Raw genomic sequence first — 23,460 nt, forward strand, 5'->3', positions numbered from 1 at the left:
AGACCTGTCGCTGGGAGCTCATGGACGGGAACAATAGGCAAGATGAGCAAGCAACGGGGGCCGGTTGTGGCTGTTGCTGCCGAACCGGACGCACTGCAGTGGCCGCACGGGCCGCTGGACGCGGGACCACGCGGACTGCTGGTCGGACTGGTCGTCCCCGACGGCGACCCGGGCTTCGACGACGCGCTCGAACAGCAGCTGGCCGCGCTGGAGCTGTGGTGGCCGCGCGGCGGCGGCGAGTTCGGCTGGCGGCTGTCCGAGAACCCGGACGGCACACCGCTGTCGACGCGGCACGAGGTCGAGGCGTACCTGGAGAGAAGCGGCCTGCGCGCCGCCGAATCCACGACGCCGCTCGTCCTCTTCGTCAGCGCGCACGGCCTCGCCGCCAGATCCACCCGGCACTACCTGCGGCTGCCGGACACCACCGACGAACGCCTCCTCGCCACCGCCGTCCCCACCTCCGCCCTCGCCTACGCGGCCCTGGACTCCCGCGCCCAGGACGTCCTGGTCATCCTCAACATGTGCGAGTCCGCGGCCGTACAGAGCGAACTCGTCTCTCTCCAGGACGACTTGGCGCCCGCCCGCAGGGAAGAGGCCCGTCTGAACGTGCTCGCGACCACCGAGCGGGGCCGCCAGGTGCTCGGCCTGGAGCTGGCCCGGGTGCTCTCCCGCGCCCATCTGCTGGCCACCACCAGCGAGCAGATCGCCCACCCCCATCTGACGATGAGCGAGTTCACGCAGCTGCTCAACCGCGCCGCGAAGCTCCTGGAGGACGAACGGCCCATGCGCCGCGGCGCCCGCCGCGCCCACGCCCGCGTCAACATCCCCCAGCCGCTCCTGACGCAGTGGCAGCACGAGCGGTCCCGCGCGCTGCCCAACCCCGGCTACGAGCCCGCGCCGCGCGTCGCCAAGGCCGAGGTCAGCGATGTCGCGGCGACCTTCGACGAGCTGGAGTACTGGCTGGAGAAGGCCAGCGGCCGCCTCGACAAGGCCGACGGCGGCTGGTACTTCTCCGGGCGCACCAACCTCAACCGGCTGCTCGTCGACTTCATCCAGCGCCCCCGCGGCACCATGATCGTCACCGGTAGCGCGGGCACGGGCAAGTCCGCGCTGCTCGGCCGCATGGTGACGCTCAGCGACCCCCTCTTCCGGAGCGAGGAGCGCTACAAGACCGCCCTCGACGGGCCGCCCGAGACGATCCCGCCGCCCGGCGCCGTCAGCGCCGCCGTCTCCGCCCGCAACCACACCGCACTGACCGCGCTGCGCCAACTCGGGCACGCACTCGGCTGCCCTCCCCCCGCCGAGGGCGACGAACTCGGCGACTGGCAGAGCGCGTTGGAGGAGTTCCTGGCCCGCCCCGGACCGCCGGTCACGGTCGTCGTGGACAGCCTCGACGAGGCGTACGACCCGACGCACTTCATCACCACCGCCCTGGCCCCGTTCGTCACCGCCACCCGGCCCGAGGGCCAGGCATCCGGCGGCGTGCCCGCGCCCGCCGCGGGCGGGCCCGCCGCCCGGCGCCGCCGGGTCCGGCTGCTCCTCGGCGTACGCAGCGCACGCCCCACCGCGCACCACGGCGCCGCCCCGCCCGGCGCGGACGACCTGCTCACCGAACTCGCCGACCGCTTCCCCCACGCCGGCACCGTGCGCTGCGACGCCGACCCCGGCCAGGACATCCACGCCTACGTCCGCGTCCTGCTGCGCGACCAGGAGCGGTGGAGTCCCGCGACCGTCGCCCGGGCCGCGGACGTCGTCGGCGTCCGCGCCGCCGGCTCCTTCCTGCACGCCCGCCTCGCCGTCGAGCAACTGAGGGCCGCGGGCCCGGCCCTGCTCGCCGACCGGGGCTGGCTGGACCGGGTCGGCGAGGGCATCACCGGGCTCCTGCGCACCGACATCGAACTCGCGGTCGCCGCGGGCAGCGGCCTCACCGCCACGGAGGCCGTCGGCCTGCTGCGGGCGAGCGCGTTCGCGCTGGGGCGCGGGGTCGCGTGGGGGGACGTGTGGCCCGCACTGACCCACGCCGTGCTCCAAGCGCCCCTGCGCGACCCCGACGAGAAGATCCGTCAGCTGCTGAAGAGCCGCCTGGCCGGGTATCTCACCACTGACCACGAGGACGACCGCGTGGTCTACCGCCCGGCCCACGAACAACTGGCCCAGATCCTGCGCCAGTGGCCCACCACCGGAAGGAGCCCGCTGTGACCCGCCACCCCGACACCGCCGACGCGCTCCCGCGGGGTGCGGTGCCGTCCACGGGTCCCATGGGGGCTGGTCGCGCAGTTCCCCGCGCCCCTGTGATGCGCACTTCGTGCGCCATCACCGCGCGGCCCGTCCTGGAGGGCACCCCGTGACGGAGCAGAGCGACACCGCCCGCGGCCACGAGTTGCAGGACGACGGTGACGGGGAGGCGGCCGTGCACGCCCGGATCGCCGCGCAGCTCGCCGCGCTGAGCACAGAGCAGGAGCGGCCCCCGCCCCCGTACGCCCGCAGGCACCTGGCCCGGCACGCCGCGCTCGGGCACGTCCTGGACGACGCGCGGGTCCCGCCGCAGGCGCTCGCCTGGGACACCGGCGGCGGCATCCGCGCGCTGCTCCACCACACCCCGGCCGGCGGCCCCCGGCACTGGCTGACGGCCTGGTCCGCCATAGAGCCCTACCTGCGCGAGGCGCCGCTGCCGTCCCGGATGGCCAGCCTGCACCTCGCCCACACCGCCCTCACCTACCCGGACACACCGCGCACCCGGATGCCGCCCGAGGCGGCGCCGCCCGCCGACAGCCCGCTCACCGTCCACTTCGCCAACTGGCGGCTGTCCGCGAACATCTGGGCCACGCTCCCCGCCACACCCACCCGGCTGCTCACCCTGGACCATCCGCGCCGCGGCCTCCAGGTCGCCGTAGCCACCACCACCGGCACCCTGGAGTTCCTCGACGCCGCCACCGCCCACCCCATCGGCACGCCACTCGCCGCGCACACCGGCGAGATCCGCTCCGTGCACCTCAGCCAGCCGGGCCCCGACCAGCGGCAGTACCTGGTGACCGCCAGTACCGACGGCACCGTACGGCTGTGGGACGCGCACCGGCACGCCGCGCTCGGCTGCCACACCGACTCCACCTGGTTCGACGACGCCCTGTGCTGCTTCGACGACCGGGGCGACCTCACCGTCCGGTCGGTCAACGGGCGCAGCGAGCTGACCGGTTGGGCCCCGCCCGCGCCCCCGCGGACCCTCGCCACCGCACCCGCCGTGCTGCGCGGCGCCCTCGCCACGCTCGTCGACACCGACGGCGAACGCGTCCTCGTCCACGCCGCACGCGACCTGACCGTGCACCGCCTCGACGGCACGGTCCGCGCCGTGCACCCCCTGCCCACGCCCGCCCGCACGGTCACCGCAGGGGCCGAGCCCGGCCTCTTCTACTGCGGGCACGCGGACGGCAGCATCACCTCCTGGTCCGCCACCGGGGGACAATTGCCCGCCACCGCGCCCGGCCACGGGGAGCCCGTCAAGGACCTGTGCCTGCTCGCCCTGGACGACGACGCCGAAAGCACGGTGCTCGCCGCCGCCCGCGGCCGCACCGTCACCCTGTGGGAGCCCGCCACCGACACCGTGGCCGAACTGCGCGGCCACACCGACACCGTCACCGCACTCGCCGCGCTGCCCGAGAGCCCGGACCGCCCCGGCGCACTCCTGTCGGGCGCCGCCGACGCCACCCTGCGCCTGTGGACCGCGGCCGACATCGGGGTCCGGCTCACCGCGGGGCACACCCCCGCCCCGCGCCGCGCGTCCGGCACCGCGCTGTGGCACAGCGACAGCGGCCCGCTCATCGCGACGGCCCACGACACCACCGTCCGGCTGACCGCCACCCGCACCGGCCGGACGACCACCGCGCTGACCGGCCCGGAACCCGTACTCGCACTGACCTGGGCCCGCCGCGCCGCCCAGCACCTGCTCCTGTCCGCCGACACCACCGGCACCGTCAGCGGCTGGGACCCGGCGGCGCCCGGCCTGCCGCCCCTGACGCCCCTGGACTGCGGCGCCCCCACCCGCCTCCTAGCCGCCTGCGCGAGCGCGGACGGCGCCCTGGCCCTGCTCCTGACGGCTTCGGACGACTACCGCGTCCGCCTGTGGGACCTGCACACCGCCACCGGGCTGCGCACCTGGGACGGCCACACGATGAGCGTCAAGGCGCTCGCCGCCGCCTGCACGGGCGACGGCCGGCCCTGGCTCGCCTCCGCCGGCACCGAGGGCGTGGTCCGCCTGTGGGACCCCGCCACACCCGACGACAGCGCCGACCGGATCCACTGCGACCAGGGCATCCTCCACGCGCTCGCCCTCAACACCGAACCTGCCGACGGCCTCCCGCCGTTCCTCGTCACCGCCGGCGACCAGGCGGACATCCGGCTGTGGGACCTGGCGACCACGCAGCCCATCGGCCCGCGTCTGACGGGCCATCACGCCCCGGTGCACGCCGTCGCCACGTTCACGGCCGAACGCCGCACCTACGTCGTCAGCGCCTCCCGCGACGGCATCGTCCGGCTGTGGGACGCGGCCACGTGCAGGCCCCTGCTCACCGTGGCGACGGCGACCCCGCTGACCTGGCTCGACGCCACGCCCCACCCCGGCACCGCGACCGTCGACCTCACCCTGGCGGGACCCGCGGGAACGGCCCTGACCAGCCTGGACCTGGCCCACCCGGCCCTGGCGGGCTGAGAGGCCCGGCTGGAACCGTAGGACCAGGACCGGAACGGACGCCCGGCCCGACACATGCTTGCGGTCTATGCGCCCCCCGGAATGCCTCGTGCGCCCCCGGGATGTCTCGCAAGTGACTCGCGTCCCGGCAGTCCGGCCACCACAATTGATCAACTGTCCCCTGTCCTTCCCCTGGTCAGGACACGCGGCACAGCAGACCACCCCAAGCCCGCCGGCCGGAACCGGCGGGCCGCCCCGTTCAGAGGGACTGAGCGGACGACGACCGGAGCCGAAAGCCATGACCTCCAGCCCAGCAGCCGACGTCAGACTGATACCGGCTCCCGCCGAGGGCGTCTGGCGACTGGGTAAAACCCCTGATCCGCTCAGCTACGACACCCTCGCGCCCGCCGACGAGCAGAGCACGGCGGGCAACGCCTGGAGCGCCAGCACGTACGGCACCCTCTACTGCGCCTCCCAGCAGGACGGCTGCTTCGCCGAGGCCCTCGCCCCCTTCCGCGTCCACCCCGACATGCGCGAGCTCGTCGACGGCGACTGGCACGAGCCGTACTTCGTCGGACCGGGGAAAATGGTGCGGGACTGGAGTGCCAAACACACCCTGCTGCGATTAGAACCCGCCAAGGAGAGCCGCTTTCTCGACGTCGACGACGACACCACCCTCAAAGCGCTCACCGCCCTGCTCGAACCCCGGCTCGAGGAGCTGGGCGTCACCCTGCCCGAGCTCACCCGCGAGCACACCCAGGGCTTCCACCGCCGCCTCACCCGGGCCATCGCCCGCTGGGCCCACGCCCAGCGCACCTCCCAGGGGACCCCGAGCATCCACGGGATCGCCTACAAGTCCCGTTTCGGCATGCGCCAGTGCTGGGCGGTCTTCGACAACACCACCGTCGAACGGCTGGAGTCGACCTACGTCTTCCCCGAGTCGGTTCCCCTGCGCACGGTCGCCCACGAGTACGGCCTCCAGATGTTCTGACCCCCCTTTCCCCACCCCGATCACCCCGAAAACCCACCCGCAACACACCGGAACCCCACCTGAAAAGGTGCCTTGAGGCGATGGAAAGCAGCCAAATATGGTGGCGGCGCAGATGGCCGAAAGTGCTCGGAGAGCCGGGGAAGCCGCAGGTGAGGGCGGCTGGGACGGCGGTTTCGAGCGGTTGGCACGGCATATGACGCCACCTCAAAGTCGTCGCCGACAGGTGGAGTTGACCTACCACCGTGGGTACGCTTTTGGTTACAGACTATGGAAGGAGGGCGTCATGAAGCAGTACAGGGGGCAGTCCACGCGGCCATCGCGAGGGTCCGCCGCCGTGCCCGCACGGCCCTCCATGCCTGCCGGCCGCCGTACGAGCGGCCCTGCCGAGCCCCGCAGCGGTCACGCTTCCCCGCGGGCGCGTAGTCACTTTCGAAGCGTTCCCATCTCGTCGGCCCGCACCTCACTCGAAGCGCAGCGCCGTCGAGCCTTACCACCCGTCTCCCGGCGTGCACTCACCCCCTGGTTCCCACGGTGACGCCCCCCGGGTCAGCGAGGGAGACCTGCATGCCTCCGACCAAGAGCAAGCCCCGTAGCGCGACCGCCGCCCTCCGGGCCCACAGCGCTGCCGTCAGTACTCCCATCGCCGACATAGCGCGATTCCTCCAGGACAATCTCGGGCAGCGCCTCACCGCGCGGATGGCCGGGATCAACGACGCCAAGCAGGTGGGCCGCTGGGCCGCCGGCACCAGCCGGCCCCGGCCCGAGGCCGAGGCCCGGCTGATCGACGCGATCCAGATCTTCCACCTCATCCAGGCCGCGGAGTCCGTATATACGGCCCGCGCGTGGATGATCGGCATGAACCCGCAACTGGAGGACATGGCCCCGGCCCTGTGTATCGCCGACGACCGTGCCCGTGACGTCATGGTCGCCGCGCGCGCCTACGTCGAGGCCACCGACAGCGCGGCCGGGACGGTCCCGGCCGAGTCCTGAACCGTACGGCGCACCACGTTCGCCCGACAGCCGTTCCCGCCCCCTCTCCGGGGCGGGGACGGCTGTCCGGCGTCGGTCCCCTTGCCGGGGTGTGCGCAGCCCCCGCGACTCCGTAATTCGTAGACCGTCCGTGAATTGACTTCCGTCGCAGAACTTTCGACAATGCGGGCGTGACGGACAGGGACGACGAGCGCGAACTCGCGGAGGCGGTGGCCGCCTTGCAGGCCGCCGAGGAGCGGGTCGCCGAGGCCCTGCGCGGCTATCTGTCCCGCGACCCGGTGACCGGCCGCCCGCCGCACGGCCGGATCGGGCGCGCCGCGCGCCTCACGGGGTGGGGCGAGCAGCGGGTGAAGGAGACTGTCACCCCGGCCCTGGCGGAGCGTCGCCGGGCCAAGCGGAAGGCGACCGGTTCATGAGTGATTTCGACGCCATCGACTCGCTGCTCGACTCGGTCGCCCCCGAGGCCGCGCTCCCCGAGCCCGATGTCCGCCGCGACCTGCGCGAACAGGCCCGCCTCACGAAGGCGCAGGTCGCTCGGGCGCTGGGCGTCAGCCCGTCCACGCTCACCGGCTGGGAAACGGGCCGCGACCCGGCCGGCTCCATCCGCAAGAAGTACGCGTACTTCTTGGACGGGCTCGCCACCAAGCTTGCCGCCGCCGCGGCGGAGAGGACGGCTGCGGAGAGCGCCGCCGCTACGGGTGAAGCCGCAACTGCGAAAAGCGCTGCTGCCGGCAGCACCCCTGACAGCGCGACGGCCGGCAGCGATGCCCCCGGCGCCCCCGACAGCGTCGCTGCGGGCGGGGTCGCCCCGGCGAGCGTGGCCGCTGAAGCTCCCGCTTCCGCGAGTGCGGCCACCGCGCTCCCCGGCCCCTCCGGAACCGCCGCGACTGCCGCCGCCCCCCAGGCTGACGACGACGTCGAGATCCTGGCCGTGCCCGAGCCCTGCGTTCTGTGCGGGCAGCCGGCGGCCCAGCGCGTGGCCGGGTTCACCCAGCACCTCGACCCGGCGGAGTGCGGCCGGGCGCCCGAGGCTCCGGGCGCCGAGGTTCTGAGCGCCGAGGCTCCGGGCTCCGAGGCTCCCGGTCCCGAGGCTGCCGCCCCCGCGACCGCAGCCCCCGCCCCGGCCGCCCCCGCCCCCCATGCCCCGAAGCGGGCCAAGCCGCCCAAGCCGCCCACCCGGCGCGCGTTCCAGCCGTCGAACGAGCCGGGTGATCTCATCGGGCAGGCCGTCCAGGCCGCGCTCGCCGCGCACGAAGGGGACGTGGAGGCCGCGACCGCGGCGCTCGTCAAGCGGGCGATCCCGGACGCGATGGCGCTTCTTGACGAGACCCGCAAGGGCGCCCGCTACGACGTGATCGCGCACCCCTGGATGCCGGACATCCTCAAGAAGCAGACCTCGCGCGGCGCCGACCAGATCTGGGAGGCCCGGCCCAAGTGGACCCGGTCCGGACTCCCGCCCGGCGAGCACGAGGTGACCGCCCTCGACATCAACGGCGCCTACCTCTCCGCCCTGAAGACGCATCTCCCCATCGGCCAGCTGGAACACTCCACCGGCTTCGACCACGACCGCCGCCGCGCCGGTGTCCACCTGATCACCCCCGCCCCCTGGGACCACGACGACGTCCTGCCCAACCCGCTCGGGCAGCGCGACGAGCCGGGCCCGCTGTGGGTCACCGAACCCACCCTGCGCCTCCTGCAACGCGTATCGGGGCCCAAGCACGGCCTGTGCGACCCGCCCGAGATCCACGAGTCGTACACCTCGGGCGCGACGGAGAACCTGCTGGAGAAGTTCCGGATCGCCCTCAAGGACGCCCGCGACACGGCGCTCGCCGAAGAGGACGACGTCACCCTGGAGTATGTGAAGGCGATGTACTCCAAGTTCGTCTCGACGATGGGGGAGTCGAACTACAACCGGGAGCTGTACCGCCCGGACTGGATGCACCTCGTGCGCTCCCAGGCCTTCGCCAACCTCTGGATGAAGGCGCTCAAGGCGTACGACGAGGGCCTCACCGTCGTCCGCGCGATGGGTACCGACGAGCTCCACCTCATCGGCGACTGGCGCCGTGTCTTTCCCGAGGGACGAGGTGTCACCGAGGTGAAGGTGAAGGACGTCTACACCGCCGGCACCGCCGAGGACGACGACGAGACGACGCGTACGGAGGACGAGTAAGTGCCGGAGAGGAACAAGGAGTTCGGGAAGTTCGGTGCCCAGGGCATCAAGGGGCACGAGGCGGTCGCCCGTCAGCTCGACCGGCTCGCCGGGTTCATCGCCACGCCCGTCACCCAGCGCCGCGGCCTGCTGGCCCGCCTGCACTACCTGACCCGCACCGACCACGCGAAGGCCGCCGCGCGCCAGGCGGGCCTCACCGTCACCGACCGCACCCTGAAGGCCTGGCTCGAGGGTCGGCGCACCCCGACGGCGAAGAACCTGGACCGCATCGAGGCCGCCTACCGCACGGTCCGCCGCGCCAACGTCTCCCGGCACCTGCTGGCCCGCCTCAACCGCCGGGGCCGCGGCACCCGCGTCGAGTTCCACCCGCTCAACCAGTCCCAGGTCCCGCGCCCCCTCCAGCGCGTGGTCGACTACCGCACGCTCAACGTCCGCCAGTGGGACCGCATCGTCGACGCCTGGGCCGCGGACGACACGAGGGCCCTCGACGACGCGTGGATCAACGACGCGGTCATCGATCTCGGCTCGCAGTGGGGCGAGTACGAGTACGTGACGAACATCGGCTTCGCGGCCTGAGGGCCTGGCTTCGAGAAAGCACTGAGGCGGCGTACTCCGACATGGATGTCGGGGTACGCCGCCTCCGGCGTGTCACGTCGCCTACTTGGGGTCGGCGTTGAACTGTGCCTTGGACCAGCGGTAACCGAGGACGGTGAGGCCGGCGCACCACAGGAGGGCGATCCACCAGTTGTTGCCGATCTCGGTGCCCAGGAGCAGGCCGCGCAGGGTCTCGATGGCCGGGGTGAAGGGCTGGTACTCGGCGATCGGCTGGAACCAGCCGGGCATCGAGTGCAGCGGGACGAAGGCGCTGGAGATGAGGGGCAGCAGGATCAGCGGCATCGCGTTGTTGCTGGCGGCTTCGGCGTTGGGGCTGCCGAGGCCCATGCCGACCGCGATCCAGGTCATGGCCAGGGCGAAGAAGGCGAGCAGGCCGAGGGCGGCCAGCCACTCCAGGACGTTGGCGTCGGTGGAGCGGAAGCCCATGGCGACCCCGACGGCGCCGACGAGGACCACGCTGAGGATGGTCTGCAGGACGCTGCCGACGACGTGCCCGAACAGGATGGAGCTGCGGTGGATCGCCATGGTCCGGAAGCGGGCGATGATGCCTTCGCTCATGTCGGTCGAGACCGAGACCGCGGTACCGATGACGGTGGAGCCGATGGTCATGAGCAGGATGCCGGGCACGATGTAGGCGATGTACGCGGTGCGGCCCGCGCCGCCGCTCATGGTGTCGCCGAAGATGTAGACGAACAGCAGGAGCAGCATGACCGGCGTGAGCAGCAGGTTCAGGGTGAGCGAGGGGTAGCGGCGCGCGTGCAGGAGGTTGCGGCGCAGCATCGTGGACGAGTCGCGCACGGCGAGGGAGAGAGAGCTCATCGGACGGTCTCCTTGGGCTGGGCGGGGACGGTGGCGCCGGCGGTCGCGGTGGTGCTGTCGGTCAGGGCGAAGAACACGTCGTCGAGATCGGGCGTGTGCACGGTGAGTTCGTCGGCCTCGATGCCGGCGGCGTCCAACTGGTCGAGTACGGCGCGCAGGTCGCGCTGGCTGCCGTCGCTGGGGATCTGCAGCGACAGCGCGTCGTCGTCGAGGGCGGTGGCCTTGCTGAGCGAGCCCACGGCGTTCTGGTAGGCGGCCGGGTCGGAGAAGCGCAGCCGGACGTGTCCGCCGGGGACGATCCGCTTGAGCTCCTCGGCGGTGCCTTCGGCGGCGATCCTGCCGTCGTTCAGCACCGCGATGCGGTCGGCGAGTTCGTCGGCCTCCTCCAGGTACTGGGTGGTGAGGAAGACGGTGACGCCGTCGGTGACCAGCTCGCGGATGATGCCCCACATGTTGTGGCGGCTGCGCGGGTCGAGGCCGGTGGTCGGCTCGTCGAGGAAGATGATCCGCGGGCTGCCGACCAGGGTCATGGCGATGTCCAGGCGGCGCTTCATACCGCCGGAGTAGGTGGACGCGGGCTTCTTCGCGGCCTCCACCAGGTCGAACCGCTCCAGGAGTTCGGCGGCGACGCGCTTGCCCTCGCTCTTGGACAGGTGGTGCAGGTCGGCCATGAGGAGCATGTTCTCCTCGCCGGTGATCAGTCCGTCGACGGCGGAGAACTGCCCGGTGACACCGATCGCCGCGCGGGCCGCCTGTGCCTCGGTGGTCAGATCGTGGCCGGCTACGTGGAGGGAGCCGGAGCCCGCGTCGGCGGTGATGAGCGTGGAGAGGATCTTGACGGCGGTGGTCTTGCCCGCGCCGTTCGGGCCGAGCAGGGAGAAGATCGTCCCTTCGGGGACGCTCAGGTCGATGCCGTCCAGCACGACTTTGTCGCCGTAGGACTTGCGCAGCCCGTTCGCCACGATGGCCGGGTTCGTCATGGGGAGTGCTCCTTCAGAGCTGGGTCGAGAGCTGGGCGTGCGGGGGTCAGACGCTGCGGGCGGTGATGTCGCCCTGGGTGGCGGTGGCCTTGATGACCAGGCCGGGCGTGCCGTCGCTGTTCTTCAGCGAGTTGTTGATCCGGCCGTAGGTGGTGCCGGCGTCGAGCGAGGCGGAGACGCCGGGGGCCGCGCCGACGGTGATGTTGCCCATCTGCGTGGTCAGGGCGAGCGTGCCGGCGACGGCCTGGGTGATGTTGAGGTTGCCCTTCATCGTGCTGATCTCGCCGGAGCCGTTCAGCCGGCCGACCGTGATGTCGGCGTCGAGGCCGTTGAGGCGGACGCTCGCGGCCTCGTCGATCTTGACCAGGCCGTGGCCGCCGTCGAAGGCGACGTCACCGAGGCGTCCCACGCCGCGCAGTTCGGCGGCGGCGGCCTTCGCCTCGACCCGGGAGTCGGACGGCAGCTGGACGGTGACCTCGACGGAACCGGAGGAGCCGAGGAGCCGGTTCTTCGCCGGTGCGGCCTCGATCCGCAGGACACCGTCGGCGTACCCGACGCCGACCTGCTCTGCGGCCTTCACGTCGCGGCTCTTGGAGGCGTTGGCGGGCAGGACCTCGACCGTGGTGTCGGCCCGGTCGGCGGCGATGAACCGGATGCTGCCGGCGGGGATGTCGAGGACGACGGAGACCGGGGCGGCGGTGTCGAACTTCTGCATTGTGCTCTCCTCCAGCTGCGAAGCGCGCCCCTGCGGCCCGCCGTTTCTGATGAGAGAAACGCTACGTTGCATTCACGATGTCGGCAACAAGCTTGTTGCATCAAAATGCAGTACTCGCAGCTCAAAGCGCCAATTTTGTTGCAATGGGGTACAACGTAACGCAACGAACCGCCCGTCGCACGTTGCAATGAAGTGTCGGTAAACGCTATGCTGGGTCCACCGGGTAGCCCGGGACCGCCAAGACAGGCTCTGCAAGGCACTAAGGAGACCGCGATGCCGGGAGGCAGGCTCACCCAGCAGGAGCGTCAGCAGATCGCGCTGGGGCTGGCCGACGGGCACCCCTATGCGGAGATCGCCCGCCGCCTCGACCGCCCCACCTCGACGATCACGCGCGAGGTCATGCGCAACGGCGGCCCCACCGCCTACCGCGCCGAGATCGCCCATCGCGCCACCGAGCACCGCGCCCACCGGCGCAGGCAGTCCGCGCCCCGCGGGCCGGGGACCACCTCGCTGCCCTACGGACGCGACCCCCAGGCGGTGCGCGAGTACGAGGAGGTGTTCACCACCGTCATGATGGCCTCGGGCGCACCCAGGATGACGTCCCGGGTCCTCGCCTGCCTCTACATCACCGACGAGGGCAGCCTCACCGCGGCCGAGCTCGTCCAGCACCTCCAGGTCAGCCCGGCGTCCGTCTCCAAGTCGATCGCGTTCCTGGAGAGCCAGGGTCTGGTCCGCCGGGAGCGCGACGAGCGCCGCCGCGAGCGCTACGTCGTCGACAACGACGTCATGTACCAGTCGGTGATCGCCAGCGCCGAGTCGACCGCCCAGCTCGCCGCCACCGCGCGCGAGGGCGTCACCCCCCTCGGTTTCGGCACCCCCGCCGCCGTGCGCCTGGAGAACATGGCCCGCTTCCTCGACTTCGTCTCCGAAAGCATCACCCGCGCCGCCGACCAGGCCCGCGACGTCCTCCACGCCCAACCGGCAACGCCCCCGACATCTGTCGGGGGCGATACCGAGTAGTGCGGCAGTTCGGCGAGAAGCCCGCCGCCGGCCGTCCCGGGCCGGTCAGTTGACGGCCAGGACCGCCGTGTTGTTCGTGAGGTCCGGGTCGAAGTCGAAGGGACGCTCACCGAACTCGCCGAACGGCGGGTGGATGCTCACGGCACCGGTCGCGCCGGGCACCACGGTGTCGACGCGCACGGAGAACGCGAACGTGCGCCGGGTGTCCTCGAGGACCCAGTACGGCAGCTTGCAGTCGTAGCGCGGGGCGCCCGTCCGCTGCGGGTAGTAGGTGCCGGTGAGGGTGTGCGGGATGCAGCCGGACGGCACGCCGGTGACCGTGCTGCCCTCCGGCACGATCAGCCGGACGTCGGCGACCGCGTCGCCGGAGCCGAGGTTGCCGAACCAGGCCGGGCCGTTGTTCTTGAACGTGAGCTCGGCCGTGACCGTCTCGCCCGCCGCACCGGCGACGGCGTCACCGGTCACGGAGTAGTCCGCGGTGTTCCGCGCACCGATCTGGATGGCTGTGTAGTCGTTCTCGGAGTCGATGTCCTGGGCGCCGCCGCCCGGCTCGACATCGATGTCCAGCCGCTCGTTCAGCGCGTGCGGGGCGAGCCGCACCGTCAGCGGCTCGGGCAGCTCGAAGGAGTCGCCCGGCGCCAGCACCTGGTCGAACGTGCAGAGCGCCATGTTCGACGGTGCGTAGTCCACGCCGTCCGTCGTCGTGTAGGCGCAGGCGTCGTACCGGGTCAGATCCGTCAGGCCGTACGAGGCGTTCAGCTGGACCGTGAATCCGTTCGCGCTCTCGTTGCCGTTGTTGGTGACCTCGAACGGGATCGTCCGCTCGTCGCCGGGCCGGGCGTCCTCGACGTCGGCGACCGGGGCGATGGCGAGGTCGGGTCCGGCGCCGACGGTGAGCGTGGTCTCGAAGCTCTCGTGCGGTGCGGTGAGCGTGCCGTCGGGCCCGCCGGTGGCCGTCGCCTCGTAGGTGATCCTGCCCTGGGCGCCCGCTTCGGCGCCGTCGGCCGCGCGCACCGTCAGGAACACCTGGTCCTCGTAGTCGCCGCCCATCGTGGGCACCACGGGGATGTCGCACACCGCGCTCGTGCCGCTGGGCGCGCAGTTGTCGGGCCAGGTCACCTCGGCGACCCCGGTGAGGCCCGAGACGTCGACGGCGAGCCTGCCGTCGGTCACCGTGAAGGTGTCGTTGTCGTGGGAGAGGCCGACGCCGAGGGTCCGGGACTGCGGCCGGCCGCCGTCGGTGCCGAGCGGCAGCGTCCGCTCGTACGGCTTGTTGATCCACAACTGGTCGTTCTGCGGCTCGTCGTCGGCGACCGCGGGCGCGGCGAGGCCGGCGGTCAGCAGACCGGCCGCCACCGCCACGGCGGCGCCGGATCTGAGACGTACCGGGCGTCCAGCAGAGAACAGTCTCATTGCTACCCCCCAAGGGTGCGATAAAGCGACTGACGCACCAACAACTCCGGCGCGCCGGAAGGATCATCACATGACAGGGGACCCCCGACGCCCGGATTTTCGGCCACGCCTCGGCGGCCTGCTCGGCGGCCTGCTCGGAGGCCTATTCGCCCCCGGTGAACATCGCGAGCAACCCCTGCGGAGTGTCGTCGCCGAACATCAGCGCGTGCAGCTCGTCCCCGTCGGCGGCGGCCGCCGCGCTGCGCGGGAACATGGCCTGCTCGAACCCGGTGAGCGCGGCCTCGATGTCGTCGGGGTGCGCGGCGATCGCCTTGGCGAGTTCGGCGCCGTCGTACATGGCCAGGTTGGCGCCCTCGCCGTTCGGCGCCGCGAGGTGGGCGGCGTCGCCGATCAGGGTCACCCCCGCCACCCGGTCCCAGCGGTGGTCGACGGGCAGGGCGTGCAGCGTGCGCAGGACCGGCGCGCTCTCGCCGTCGGTGATCAGCGCGGTGAGCTCCGGCGCCCAGCCGGCGAACTCCTCGGCGATCCGCGCGGCGGCCGCCGCGCCGTCGGTGAAATCGATGCCGGCGAACCATTCGGGCGACTCCGTGAGCGCCACATATGTGTGCAGGGTCCCGCCGCTCTCCCGGTGGGCCTGGATCCCCTTGCCCGGCGCCAGCGCGAACATCGACCCGCCGCCGACCGCCTTCGCGACGGCCGGGTGCCGGGTGTCGGCGTCGTACAGGTAGGTCTCGACGAACGACCGGCCGGTGTAGGCGGGGACCGCGTCCGAGAGCAGCGGCCGCACGCGTGACCAGGCGCCGTCCGCGCCGACCAGCAGGCTCGTGTTCACGGTGGTGCCGTCGGCGAAGGTCACCTCGTGGCGGCCGTCGCCCAAGGCGCGGACGCCCGCGACCTTGTGCCCCCACCGGACGGCGCCGGCCGGCAGCGAGTCGAGCAGGATCTGCCGCAGCGCCCCGCGCTGCACCTCCGGCCGGCCGCGCTCCTCGTCGTCCTCGAACAGCACGGTCCCGTCCGGGGCGAGGAGCCTGGCCGCCTCGTGGCCCTCCAGGACGAGGCCGCGGAACTCCTCTGTCAGGCCCGCGTCCAGCAACGCCGCCTGCCCGTTCTCCTCGTGGATGTCGAGCATCCCGCCCTGCGCCCGGGCCGTGGCGGAGGCCTCCGCCTCGTAGACCGTGGACGGGATGCCGTGCACGTGCAGGACGCGGGCGAGCACGAGGCCGCCGAGTCCGGCACCGATGATCGTGACGTGGGTGTTCATGAGGATCACTCCCTTGCCGGTACCACATTGGTACGGCGTTCCATTCGGTTCTACCAGTGTTGGAACGGCGCTCCAGAATTGTCAAGCTGGAACGCCGCTCCAGCTGTGCCAGACTGGGCGTATGGCAACGCGAGCACGCCGGTCACCGCGGCGCACGGACGCGCTCACCCGGGAGCGGATCATCGAGGCCGCCGTCGAGCTGCTCGACACGGCGGGCGAGGGCGGACTGACGTTCCGGGCGCTGACCGAACGCTTCGCCACCGGGCCCGGAGCGATCTACTGGCACGTGGCGAACAAGGGCGAACTGCTCGCCGCCGCCACCGAAGCCGTCGTCGCCGCCGCTCTGCCCACCGGACCCGAGGCCGGCCCCGCCACCGCATCGCAGAAGACACCGCAGAAGGCACCGCAGAAGGCATCGCAGAAAGCACCAGAGAAGGCACCGGAGAATGCACCCCAGGAGCAGATCCGTACGGTCGCCCTCGGCCTGTTCGAGGCGATCGAGGCCCACCCCTGGCTCGCCACGCAGCTCACCGGCCAGCTCGCCCGCAATGCCCGGCAATCGGTGACGCCCCGCATCTTCGAAGCCATCGGCCGCCGGGTCCAGGCGCTTGGCGTGCCCGAGAGCGCCTGGTTCACCGCGACCTCCGCGCTGGTGCACTACATCCTCGGCGCCGCGGGCCAGAACGCCGCGAACAACGAGACGGGCCGCGCGCTGGGCCCGGACGCGGACCGCGGCCAGTACCTCGACGCCGTGTCGCGGACCTGGGAGGAACTCGACCCGGGGGAGTACCCGTTCACCCGCGCCGTCGCGGCCCAGGTGCGCGACCACGACGACCGCGAGCAGTTCCTCGCGGGCGTCGATCTGATCCTGAGAGCCTGTCTTTGAACCCCCTCCCCCAGCTAACGCTGGGAGGTGCCCCCAGCGCCCCGACGCCCGGCACGCACTCCCCCAAGCTCTCGGCTTCGCTCGAGCAGGGGGGACCCCCATGCTGCGCGGTGCCCCAGGACAGGTGGCTCCGCCACATGACCTGGGACTCCGCGCACCGATCGCACGCACCGACCGCCGCTGCGCCCGCGCTCCGCGCGGACGACGGGGGTTCAAAGACAGGCTCTCACCGGCATCACGGCGGAGCGGCCAGGACCGCCTGTGCCGTCCCTCTGAAGATCACACGCGACACGCGATACGCCGCCACGCCGAGGAATCGGCCGACTTCCGCGTGTGAGACCGCGAGGTCACCCGTGCCGCGTTTGGGGAGGGCGTTTCCGGTGCCGTCCCGTGGCCTGATCCGACCCCGTCCGGGGGGTTAGGGTGCTGGCTTCACGCCCACATCCACGACCCCTTCGGAGGTGGCCCTCCCGGTGCCTGATTCCTTTGTTCACCTGCACAATCACACCGAGTACTCGATGCTCGACGGCGCGCAGAAGCTCAAGCCGATGTTCGCGGAGGTCGACCGTCAGAGCATGCCCGCCGTCGCCATGAGCGACCACGGCAACATGTTCGGTGCGTACGAGTTCCATTCGGTGAGCAAGGGCTTCGACGGGGTCAAGCCCATCATCGGGATCGAGGCTTACGTCGCCCCGTCCTCCCGCCGCAACCGCAAGCAGGAGTTCTGGGGGCCCGGCGGCCAGCGCGCCATGTCGGACGACGGCGAGGGCTCCAAGGACGTCTCCGGCGGCGGCCGCTTCACGCACATGACGATGTGGGCGGAGAACGTCCAGGGCCTGAAGAACCTCTTCTACATGTCCACCGAGGCCAGCTACACCGGCCAGTTCCCGGCCGGCAAGCCGCGTATGGACATGGAGCTGATCAGCGAGCACGCTTCAGGCATCATCGCCACGACCGGCTGCCCCTCCGGCGCGGTCCAGACCCGGCTGCGCCTGAACCAGTACGAAGAGGCCCGCGAGGTCGCCGCCGCCTACCAGGACATCTTCGGCAAGGAGTCCTACTTCCTGGAGCTGATGGACCACGGCCTGTCCATCGAACGGGACGTCCGCGAAGGGCTGTTGCGCCTCGCCAAGGACCTGGACATCCCCCTCCTCGCCACCAACGACGCGCACTACGTCCACCAGGACCAGGCCGACGCGCACGACAACCTGCTGTGCATCGGCGTCGGCAAGAACAAGGCCGACGAAAAACGGTTCCGCTTCAACGGAAACGGCTACTACCTCAAGTCCGCCGCCGAGATGCGCGAGCTGTTCTCCGAACTGCCCGAGGCCTGCGACAACACCCTCCTGATCGCCGAGCGCGTCGGCTCGTACGACAGCGTCTTCGAGAACGAGGACGAGATGCCGCAGTACCCCGACGTGCCGGAGGGGGAGACACAGGAGTCCTGGCTGCGCAAGGAGTGCCGCCAGGGACTCGAGATGCGCTACGGCACCCCGCTGCCCGACGAGGTCACCGAGCGCTTCGAGACCGAGATGACGGTCATCGGGCCGATGGGCTTCTCCTCGTACTTCCTCGTCGTCGCCGACATCTGCCGCCACGCCCGCGACAACGGCATCCCGGTCGGTCCGGGGCGTGGTTCGGCGACCGGCTCGATCGTGGCGTACGCGACCCGTATCACCGAGCTGTGCCCCCTCGAACACGGCCTGCTCTTCGAGCGGTTCCTCAACCCCGAGCGCATCAACCCCCCGGACGTCGACCTCGACTTCGACGACCGCCAGCGCGACGCCATGGTCCGCTACGTGACCGAGAAGTACGGCGACGAGTACACCGCGATGGTCAACACGTTCGGCAAGATCAAGGCCAAGAACGCGATCAAGGACAGCTCCCGCATCCTCGGCTACCCCTTCCAGCACGGGGAGCGCATCACCAAGGCGCTGCCGCCGGACATCATGGGCAAGTCGATCCCGCTCGACGGCATCTTCGACCCCGCGCACCCCCGCTACGGCGAGGCCGGCGAGATCCGGCAGATGTACGAGAACGAGCCGGACGTCAAGAAGGTCATGGACACCGCCAAGGGCGTCGAGGGCCTGACCCGCGGCACCGGTGTCCACGCGGCCGCGGTCATCCTGTCCAAGACGAAGCTGACCGACCGCATCCCGCTGCACATGCGCGCCAAGGACGGCGTCAAGATCACCGGCTTCGACTACCCCAGTTGCGAGAACATGGGGCTGGTCAAGATGGACTTCCTGGGCCTGCGCAACCTGGGCGTCATCGACCACGCCCTCAAGAACATCCGCGAGAACCGCGGGGTGCGGCTCGCCACCGTCGACCCGGGCAACGGCGAGGACGGCATCACCGTCATCCCCCTCGACGACAAGAAGACCTTCGAACTCCTCGGCCGCGGCGACACGTTCGGCGTGTTCCAGCTCGACGGCGGCGGCATGCGCGCCCTGCTGAAGCTGATGGAACCGTCCCGATTCGAGGACATCGCGGCAGCACTCGCCCTGTACCGGCCCGGCCCGATGGCCGCCAACGCGCACACCAACTACGCGCTGCGCCAGAACGGCAAGCAGAACCCGGACCCGATCCACCCGGAGCTGAAAGAAGTCCTCGACCCGATCCTCGGCTCCACCCACCATCTGCTCATCTTCCAGGAGCAGATCATGGCCATCGCCCGGACCCTCGCCGGGTACACCCTGGGCGGCGCCGACATGCTGCGCCGCGCGATGGGCAAGAAGAAGCCCGAAGTGCTGGCCGCCGAGTGGCAGAAGTTCCACGACGGCATGGAGGCCAACAAGTACTCGGAAAAGGCCATCAAGGCCATCTGGGACGTCATGCTCCCGTTCTCCGGCTACGCCTTCAACAAGTCCCACACCGCCGGTTACGGCCTGGTGAGCTACTGGACCGCGTACCTCAAGGCCAACTACCCGGCCGAGTACATGGCGGCCCTGCTCACCTCCGTCGGCGACGACAAGGACAAGGCGGGCATCTACCTCGCCGACGCCCGCAAGCTCGGCGTCACCGTCCTCGCGCCGGACGTGAACGAGTCCCTCGCGGAGTTCGCGGCCGTCGGCGACGACGTCCGCTTCGGCCTGCTGTCGGTGCGCAACGTCGGCGACAACGTCATCGAATCGATCATCGAGGCTCGCAAGTCGGCCGGCAAGTACGTGTCGTTCGGCGACTTCCTCGACAAGGTGGACCTGCCCGCCCTGAACAAGCGGGCCGTGGAGTCCCTCATCAAGTCCGGTGCCTTCGACTCCCTCGGCCACACCCGCAAGGGCCTGTCCGCCGCGCACGAGAGCGCCATCGACGCCGTCGTCCCGCTGAAGAAGGCCGCCGCCTACGGGCAGGACGACCTCTTCGCCGGTATGGGCGGCGACGGGGGCGGCGACGACGCGGGCTTCACCCTGGACGTGCCGATCAGCGACGACGAGTGGCCGCGCAAGCAACTCCTCGCCACCGAGCGGGAGATGCTCGGCATGTACGTCTCCGCGCACCCCCTGGACGGCACCGAGCACATCCTCTCCAACCACCGGGACACCACCATCGTGGACCTGCTGGCCTCCGGCCGCACCGAGGGCATGGTCCGCCTCTCCGGCCTGATCACCAGCGTCCAGCCCAAGATGACCAAGCAGGGCAACGCGTGGGCCATCGTCAACCTCGCCGACCGCGACGGCACGACCGAGGTCCTCTTCTTCCCCGCCACCTATCCGCTGGTCGCCGCCGCCCTCGTCGAGGACAGCGTCATCACCGTCCAGGGCCGGATCAACGACCGCGACGGCGCCATCAGCATCTTCGGCCAGGAGCTCCAGGTCCTCGACGTCACGTCGGCGGAACGCGACGGCGCGGCCCCGGTCCGGCTGCAACTGCCGTACCACCGCATCACCGAACAGTTCATCGGCGAACTCAAGCGCATCATGGGCGCCCACCCCGGCCAGAACCCGGTCCACGTCGCCGTGCGCGGCCCCCGCAAGACGACCGTCTACGAGCTGCCCTCGATGGTGAACGCCACCACCATCGCCTCCGACATCAAGGGCTCCTTCGGCCCGGACGCGTGGCAGGGGGTGGCGTGACCTGACCGGGCCCCCTTGCGGGGCCCGGCCCTCCGCGCCCCGCCCGCCCCACGCCCCCGGCTCCTGGCGGGAGACGTGCATCTGAAAAACCGCGACACCCGGTACGGGTGTCGCGGTCTCTTCGAGGAATGCGTGCTCGGGGACTCAGCCAGACTTGCGTCGGAAGTTGCGCTTGCGCCCCGCGGGTCCGCTCATGTTCGAGACCTTGCCGCGCCCCTCTTCGTGCGCCTGCTTGGCCTGCGAGGCCTGGGACTTGCGCTCCAGGGCCTCCTTGAACTTGGCGCGTACCTCGTCGTCCTCGGAGCGGTTGTTCTTCGGGGTTTCGGTCATCCGGTCCTCCTTCTCGTGGTCGTAGGAGACAGCGGGCCGGCCGTCATGATCCCCCGTCCGTGGCGGAGCGGGTGAACGCTCCGGCGGTGGCGGCGAGGACCGCTGTGGTGGCCGCGTGTGCGGGCAACTGCGGATCAGGAGCGGTCCGCAGGAGTACCAGCTGATGATAGAGCGGCGCGGTGGCGGCGATCAGCAGGCGCCGGGCGTCCGTCCGCGGCGGGAGGTCCCCGCGTTCGACGGCGCGTACGACGAGGATCTCACACTGCTCGTACCGGCCCTCCCACAATTTCCGCTGGGCGTCCGCGGCTTGGGCGGAGCGGAACGAGGCGGCCATCAGGGCGGTGGCGAACGACGGCTGTGCTACCAGGGAATCCTGGATCTCCTCGTTGAGGGCCGTGAGGTCGCCGTGCAGGGAGCCGGTGTCCGCGGGCTGCCAGTCGCCCTCGCCGGCCGCCTGCATGACGTCGGCGAGCAGGCCGCCGACATCCTTCCAGCGCCGGTAGACCGTGGCGCGGTGCACGCCGGCGCGGGCCGCGACGGTCTCCATCGTGAGCCCCTCGTAGCCGTGCTCGCCGAGTTCGGCGCGGACCGCGTCCAGTACCTGGGCGCGGACACGGGCGGTGCGGCCGCCCGGCCGGCGGGTGAGTTCCGGTGGGTCTGTCGTCATCGGGTATCCGCTGTCCGCTGTCGGGGTGCTCGACGTAGCCAGATCATGACACCATTCTAAAGCAACAGTCGTCGCAGTAGTGCGGATCGTGGCCGCGCCCCCCGGTCACCGTGCGACAAGTCCTACGTAACTCCCCGTTCAACCAATGGTGATGGGCTGCTTGACCTCGGGCAGGTAGCGTACTGTCACCCGCCAACTGCACCGAGAGACCAGAGATGAGCAAGGGGCGGGACTGTGGCTGACAGCAGGGACACCTGGTGGGAACGAGCGGCGTGCCGCACAGCGGACCCGGAGGAGCTGTTCGTCGAGGGCGCCGCGCAGACCGGTGCCAAACGGATCTGCTCCGCCTGCGTGGTCAGGACCGAGTGCCTGTCCCACGCGCTGGACCAGCGGATCGAGTACGGCGTATGGGGCGGCATGACCGAGCGGGAACGCCGCGCCCTGCTGCGCCGCCGCCCGACCGTCTCCTCCTGGCGCCTCCTCCTGGAGACGGCGCGCGCCGAGCACGGCAGGCGACCGCAGCCGCAGGAGGCGGCGGCTTCCTGAGCGCACCGCTGTCGCGAGGGGCGGGCGGGGCGGCTCTCCCGGCTACAGCCTGAACCGGGAGAGCCTGGGCGCGGCAGACCCCGCGGGGTTTCACTGCTGCACGCGCCGTACGCTCCGGGTTTCCCGCCGGACGAGAACGACACCTGCGGTTGCGCCCATATGTTCCGTCCGACGGGCCTGATGTGCCGTCCGACGGCTCGCCCGGGCCGTCTTCTCGATCCGGCGTCCGATACCGGAGGTTGCCTTTTGGCCACTAACTGGTCAGAATGGTTACGTGAATCATGCTTTTCCCTGTGGGACGCTCCCTCTCGACTTCGTGGGCACGCTGCGTGCGCGACGCAACGACCTGCCGACGGAGAAGCTCGCCACCCCCGAGCTGCTCGACGACTGGTTCGTGGAGTCCGGGATGCTCGATCTGGCGCCGGGTGCGAGCGAGGTGGATCTCTCCATCGCCGTCGACCTGCGCGAATCCATCTACGATCTGGTCGTCGCCCGCATGGACGGCAGGCCGCTGCCGGCCGACGCGGTCGCCGAGCTGAACCTGCACGCGTCGGGTATGCCCGTCACCCTGCGGCTCGGCCCGGACGGCACGACCCGCACCGGTTCGGTTCCGCAGGGGCTCGCCGCTCTTGCCCGTGAGGCGGTGGAGATCCTCGGTGGCCCGGACGGTGCGCTGCTGCGGGAGTGTGCCCGGCCGGAGTGCACCCAGACCTATCTCGACCGTTCGCGTGGTCATCGCCGGGAGTGGTGCGCGATGCGGACCTGCGGCAACCGGGTCAAGGCCGCCACCTACCGCGCCCGCCAGCACAGCACCCAGAGCTGAGGGCCCTACGAGGCCGCTCGTGCGGAGTCCGTGAGGGTGTACATCACCGACCGGTCCTGCTTGTGGCGCCGGATCTTCCCCTTGGCGACCAGCGACTCGAGGGTGTTGCGCACGACCTGCGGGGTGGGGGAGCGGTCCGCGTGCTTCTGGAGGAGCTCGTCCCGCAGCTCCTTCGCCGGACGCGGCTCCTCGTGGGCAGCGAGCAGACCCATCAGCAACGTGCCGAGCAGCGGCTGCCGCGACTCCCCGCCGCTGGCGGCCTTCGCCGGCGTGCTCGTGGAGGACTCGCCTTCGTAGCGCTCGGCGAGGTTCATGATGTCGACGAGGAGGGCTTCCTCCTGCTGCAACATCTTGACCTTCTCGGCCAGTTCCTGCTGCCGACGACGGTTCTCCTCCAGATCCGACGCGGCCTGCACTACGTACCGCGAGCGGAGCGTGGCGGCTGAAGGGCTGGTCACAACCGGTCACTCCCTAGGTGAT

20 protein-coding genes are annotated in these 23,460 nt (G+C 71.2%); 12 read left to right on the forward strand and 8 right to left on the reverse strand.

All coding sequences use genetic code 11. The features are described 5' to 3' along the window. Positions 1–42 precede the first annotated feature (42 nt). The 7 genes from ABD366_RS39050 to ABD366_RS39080 all read left to right on the forward strand — a co-directional run bounded on the left by ABD366_RS39050 (position 43) and on the right by ABD366_RS39080 (position 9,408). Positions 43–2,199 carry a hypothetical protein gene (locus tag ABD366_RS39050; protein ID WP_324767986.1) on the forward strand — a complete coding sequence of 719 codons (2,157 nt, stop codon included), beginning with the start codon at positions 43–45 and terminating at the stop codon, positions 2,197–2,199. A gap of 145 nt (positions 2,200–2,344) precedes the next feature. Then, positions 2,345–4,702, forward strand: coding sequence for a hypothetical protein (locus tag ABD366_RS39055; RefSeq protein WP_324767985.1), 2,358 nt, complete (start codon positions 2,345–2,347; stop codon positions 4,700–4,702). 277 nt (positions 4,703–4,979) lie between these two features. Continuing rightward, entirely contained in the window at positions 4,980–5,672 is a 693-nt protein-coding gene (locus tag ABD366_RS39060) for an RES family NAD+ phosphorylase (protein ID WP_324767983.1), read from the forward strand. A gap of 564 nt (positions 5,673–6,236) precedes the next feature. Next, positions 6,237–6,662 (forward strand): XRE family transcriptional regulator, encoded by a 426-nt coding sequence (locus ABD366_RS39065; RefSeq protein ID WP_324767982.1) that lies wholly within the window; start codon positions 6,237–6,239, stop codon positions 6,660–6,662. Positions 6,663–6,832: 170 nt separating this feature from the next. After that, positions 6,833–7,078, forward strand: coding sequence for a hypothetical protein (locus ABD366_RS39070; protein ID WP_324767981.1), 246 nt, complete (start codon positions 6,833–6,835; stop codon positions 7,076–7,078). After that, positions 7,075–8,832, forward strand: coding sequence for a helix-turn-helix domain-containing protein (locus ABD366_RS39075; protein ID WP_344443384.1), 1,758 nt, complete (start codon positions 7,075–7,077; stop codon positions 8,830–8,832). The genes ABD366_RS39070 and ABD366_RS39075 overlap by 4 nt, the downstream gene beginning before the upstream one ends. Next, a complete protein-coding gene (locus ABD366_RS39080) occupies positions 8,833–9,408 on the forward strand; it encodes a transcriptional regulator (protein ID WP_324768540.1) in 576 nt (191 codons plus the stop codon). Positions 9,409–9,489: 81 nt separating this feature from the next. Here the strand turns inward: ABD366_RS39080 and ABD366_RS39085 are convergent, their stop codons facing one another. The 3 genes from ABD366_RS39085 to ABD366_RS39095 are packed head-to-tail and all read right to left on the reverse strand — an operon-like array spanning position 9,490 to position 11,961. Next, positions 9,490–10,266 (reverse strand): ABC transporter permease, encoded by a 777-nt coding sequence (locus ABD366_RS39085; RefSeq protein WP_324768542.1) that lies wholly within the window; start codon positions 10,264–10,266, stop codon positions 9,490–9,492. Then, complete coding sequence (locus tag ABD366_RS39090) at positions 10,263–11,246, reverse strand: ATP-binding cassette domain-containing protein (protein ID WP_324768543.1); 984 nt, start codon at positions 11,244–11,246, stop codon at positions 10,263–10,265. The genes ABD366_RS39085 and ABD366_RS39090 overlap by 4 nt, the downstream gene beginning before the upstream one ends. A 46-nt stretch (positions 11,247–11,292) precedes the next feature. Then, positions 11,293–11,961, reverse strand: a complete 669-nt coding sequence (locus ABD366_RS39095) for a DUF4097 family beta strand repeat-containing protein (RefSeq protein ID WP_324768545.1) — start codon at positions 11,959–11,961, stop codon at positions 11,293–11,295. 273 nt (positions 11,962–12,234) lie between these two features. Here ABD366_RS39095 and ABD366_RS39100 point away from each other — a divergent pair, with 273 nt between their 5' ends. Beyond that, positions 12,235–12,981, forward strand: coding sequence for a GbsR/MarR family transcriptional regulator (locus ABD366_RS39100; RefSeq protein ID WP_324768547.1), 747 nt, complete (start codon positions 12,235–12,237; stop codon positions 12,979–12,981). Positions 12,982–13,026: 45 nt separating this feature from the next. On the opposite strand, the gene ABD366_RS39105 is transcribed toward ABD366_RS39100, so the two are convergent. Further along, positions 13,027–14,394: a COG1361 family protein gene (locus tag ABD366_RS39105; RefSeq protein ID WP_324768549.1), complete on the reverse strand. Its 1,368-nt coding sequence runs from the start codon at positions 14,392–14,394 to the stop codon at positions 13,027–13,029. Positions 14,395–14,536: 142 nt separating this feature from the next. Then, on the reverse strand, positions 14,537–15,655 hold the full coding sequence (locus ABD366_RS39110) for an FAD-dependent oxidoreductase (protein ID WP_324768550.1): 1,119 nt from the start codon (positions 15,653–15,655) through the stop codon (positions 14,537–14,539). 121 nt (positions 15,656–15,776) lie between these two features. Between ABD366_RS39110 and ABD366_RS39115 the strand changes: the two genes are divergently transcribed. Together ABD366_RS39115 and dnaE are read left to right on the forward strand one after the other, a co-directional pair. After that, the gene (locus ABD366_RS39115) at positions 15,777–16,541 is read left to right on the forward strand and encodes a TetR/AcrR family transcriptional regulator (protein WP_324768551.1); all 765 of its coding nucleotides are present in this window, start codon (positions 15,777–15,779) and stop codon (positions 16,539–16,541) included. Positions 16,542–17,014: 473 nt separating this feature from the next. Then, positions 17,015–20,614: a DNA polymerase III subunit alpha gene (dnaE, locus tag ABD366_RS39120; protein WP_324768552.1), complete on the forward strand. Its 3,600-nt coding sequence runs from the start codon at positions 17,015–17,017 to the stop codon at positions 20,612–20,614. Positions 20,615–20,758: 144 nt separating this feature from the next. On the opposite strand, the gene ABD366_RS39125 is transcribed toward dnaE, so the two are convergent. Together ABD366_RS39125 and ABD366_RS39130 are read right to left on the reverse strand one after the other, a co-directional pair. After that, positions 20,759–20,944: a DUF5302 domain-containing protein gene (locus ABD366_RS39125; RefSeq protein WP_324768553.1), complete on the reverse strand. Its 186-nt coding sequence runs from the start codon at positions 20,942–20,944 to the stop codon at positions 20,759–20,761. 43 nt (positions 20,945–20,987) lie between these two features. Continuing rightward, on the reverse strand, positions 20,988–21,611 hold the full coding sequence (locus ABD366_RS39130) for a TetR/AcrR family transcriptional regulator (protein ID WP_324768555.1): 624 nt from the start codon (positions 21,609–21,611) through the stop codon (positions 20,988–20,990). A gap of 234 nt (positions 21,612–21,845) precedes the next feature. Here ABD366_RS39130 and ABD366_RS39135 point away from each other — a divergent pair, with 234 nt between their 5' ends. Then, a complete protein-coding gene (locus ABD366_RS39135; protein WP_324768556.1) occupies positions 21,846–22,157 on the forward strand; it encodes a WhiB family transcriptional regulator in 312 nt (103 codons plus the stop codon). 274 nt (positions 22,158–22,431) lie between these two features. Beyond that, on the forward strand, positions 22,432–22,980 hold the full coding sequence (locus tag ABD366_RS39140) for a CGNR zinc finger domain-containing protein (RefSeq protein ID WP_344443388.1): 549 nt from the start codon (positions 22,432–22,434) through the stop codon (positions 22,978–22,980). A gap of 5 nt (positions 22,981–22,985) precedes the next feature. On the opposite strand, the gene ABD366_RS39145 is transcribed toward ABD366_RS39140, so the two are convergent. Then, the gene (locus ABD366_RS39145; protein WP_344443390.1) at positions 22,986–23,438 is read right to left on the reverse strand and encodes a hypothetical protein; all 453 of its coding nucleotides are present in this window, start codon (positions 23,436–23,438) and stop codon (positions 22,986–22,988) included. Positions 23,439–23,460: the final 22 nt, after the last annotated feature.

This window comes from Streptomyces kunmingensis, assembly GCF_039533535.1.
In the GTDB taxonomy this organism is placed as follows: domain Bacteria; phylum Actinomycetota; class Actinomycetes; order Streptomycetales; family Streptomycetaceae; genus Streptomyces; species Streptomyces kunmingensis.